Raw genomic sequence first — 2578 nt, forward strand, 5'->3', positions numbered from 1 at the left:
GGCTGCCGCCCCCAGGTGAGCACCTCGTGCGAGGTGAGCGACCCGTCCGGGGAGACGTATTCGGGGAAGCCGACCGAGACGGCGACCGGGCGCCGGTCCCGCGCGGCGGCGGCCGTCAGCGCGACGACACGCTCGATGTCGTCACCGCCGACGCGGGTGGTCACGGTGTGCGCGTCCTCGACGCGACCGTCGGCGTGGACGGTGCCGAGGAGCGTCTTGGTGCCGCCGACATCGACCGACAGCACCGCGGTCACGGGGTGCCTCCCTCGTAGGAGCGCCACAGCGTGGCCTGGAACTCGTAGGCATCGTGGCGATACGTGACCCGCCCCAGCAGCACCGGGACGCCGGCGAGGTCGAACGCGGTCTCTTCCCCGACCAGCACCGGGTCGCGCTCCGTGATGCCGAGTGCGGCGGCGACCTCGGCCGGCGCCGCGTCGGCCCGGATCGCATAGTCGGTGCGGACCACCCGCACGTCGTGGCCCCCCTCCAGCACGGCGTAGAGCGAAGCGTCCTCCAGGACGACGCCGTCGATGCCCGGGAAGCGTCCCAGCGGAAGCACCGTGATGTCGTAGCACGCCGGCACGCCGTCGAGCGTGCGCACCCGGTGCACCTCGTGCACGCGGGATGCCGGGGCGACGGCGAGCGCGGCGGCCTCGTCGAGGTTCGCGGCCCGCGTGGCGCGGCGGGCGATGCGGGCACCGGGGGCGAGACCGCGGGCGCGGGCCATCTCGCTGAACGAGCGCAGCGTCGTCTGATCGGCCATGCGGGGCGCCGTGACGAACCAGCCGCGCCACGGCGAGTTCTCCAGCCGCCCCTGTTCGGCCAGCGTCGCGAGCGCCTGCCGCAGCACGACGCGGCTGACACCCAGCCGCGCGGCGAGGTCGCGTTCGCCGGGCAGTTTCTGCCCCGGCGGGAACACACCCGACTCGATGAGACGGTAGATCTCTTCGCGGGCGGCGACCGCGGCGCGCCCGAGCGGCGGCCGGTCGGTCACGAATCGTCGCCGACGGCGGCGGCGTCGGCGTAGAGCAGGGCACCGGGGACGAGGCGGTACACCGTCGCCGGCCAGTCCGGATCGTACCCCTCCCCCTGCCGCAGCCGGGCGAAGGCGTCCTGCTTGTCACCGCCGATGAGGATCATGGCGGCAGCGCGGGACTGCTCCGCGATGGTGCGGATGCCGACGGTCACGCCGTGACCGGGCACGTCGTCCAGGCCCCGGTAGTCGGGGAAGGTGGCCAGGTTGTCCCGCCGGGTCTGCTCGGCCAGTTCGACGACGCGGGTGCGCGAGTCGAGGTCACTGCCGGGCGGGTTGAAGGCGACGTGCCCGTCGCCGGCACCGCTGGCGAGGATGAAGAAGTCCACCCCGCCGGCCGCGCGCAAGCGCTCGTCGTACGCGGCCGGTTCGGCGGGGTCCGGGAACCAGACGTTCTCGTCCGGGATGCGCAGACCCTCCGCCACCCCGGCGTTCAGCACCGCCTGGATCTCCTCGCGCGCGAACCGCCGGCACGAGTTGTGCGCGTCGGCGGGGATGTGCCCCCAGCCGTCTCCGGCCGGCTGCACGTAGTCGTCCATCATCGCGATCACGAGCCCGGTGAGGTCGAGGCCGCGGGCCGCGAACTCGTCGGCGAGCGCCGCGTAGGTCGACATCGGGGTGCGCCCGCCGGGGCATCCGAGGACGAAACCCTCGCCGTCGGATGCCGCGCGCTCGATCCGGTCGGCGATGTCGGCGGCCAGCTCGCGACCGAGGGACGCGGCGTCGGCGAAGCGCCGTACGGGGCTGGGGGTCATCTGCGTGGTTCCTTTCTGGGGCCGGCCGCGGTCATTCCTTCACCGCTCCGGAGACGATCCCGCTGATGAAGCGGCGTTGGAAGACGACGTAGATCACCAGGATCGGCAGCGCGACCGTCACGGCGGCGGCCGCGGTGACGACCGGGTCGAAGTTGCGCGTCGATCCGGCGAAGAACGACAGCGCCAGCGGTGCCGTCTGCACGTCGGGGTTCTGCGGGACAAGGACGAGCGCCATCAGGAACTCGTTCCAGGTGTACAGGAAGAGGAGGGTCGCCAGGGTCGCTAGGGCCGGCAGCGAGATCGGCAGGTGGATGCGCCACAGGGTGCCCCACCGGCTCGCGCCGTCGATCCACGCGGCCTCGGCCAGCGACCCGGGCACGTTCGCGTAGACGGTCCGCATCCACAACACCCCCAAGGAGACGGAGGTCGCGATCTGCGGCAGGATCAACGCCCAATACGTGTTCAGCAGCCCCATCCCGTCGAGCAGATAGTACAGCGGGACGATGATGCCCTCGTACGGCACGATCAGGCCGATGAGCAGGAACCCCAGCAGCAGCGCCCGCGCCGGGAACCGCATCGTCGCGAAGGCGTAGCCGGCGAGGATCGAGACCGCGCAGGCGCCGATGACGACGGCGACCGCGACGATCAGCGAGCTGAACATCGCCTGGCCGAACTCGCCCCGCGTCCACGCCGTGACGTAGTTGTCGAGCGTCGGCTGGCTCGGCAGCGCGAGCCCCGCCGTGCGCTGACCCGACGGGGTGAGCGAGAGGATGACGATCGACACGAACGG

4 protein-coding genes are annotated in these 2578 nt (G+C 72.4%); all 4 read right to left on the bottom strand.

Annotation, left to right across the window (positions count from 1 at the left end):
* On the bottom strand, positions 1 to 254 hold a 254-nt coding region (locus ACK5KK_RS11115; protein WP_416890152.1), incomplete at its 3' end, for a hypothetical protein.
* Positions 251 to 994: a GntR family transcriptional regulator gene (locus tag ACK5KK_RS11120; RefSeq protein ID WP_416890153.1), complete on the bottom strand. Its 744-nt coding sequence runs from the start codon at positions 992 to 994 to the stop codon at positions 251 to 253. The genes ACK5KK_RS11115 and ACK5KK_RS11120, both read right to left, overlap by 4 nt.
* On the bottom strand, positions 991 to 1788 hold the full coding sequence (locus ACK5KK_RS11125) for a 6-phosphogluconolactonase (RefSeq protein WP_416890154.1): 798 nt from the start codon (positions 1786 to 1788) through the stop codon (positions 991 to 993). The genes ACK5KK_RS11120 and ACK5KK_RS11125 overlap by 4 nt, the downstream gene beginning before the upstream one ends.
* Before the next feature lie 31 nt (positions 1789 to 1819).
* The coding region (locus tag ACK5KK_RS11130; RefSeq protein ID WP_416890155.1) for a carbohydrate ABC transporter permease at positions 1820 to 2578 on the bottom strand (759 nt) is incomplete at its 5' end.

The sequence above is a fragment of the Microbacterium sp. genome (assembly GCF_047972865.1).
In the GTDB taxonomy this organism is placed as follows: Bacteria; Actinomycetota; Actinomycetes; order Actinomycetales; family Microbacteriaceae; genus Microbacterium.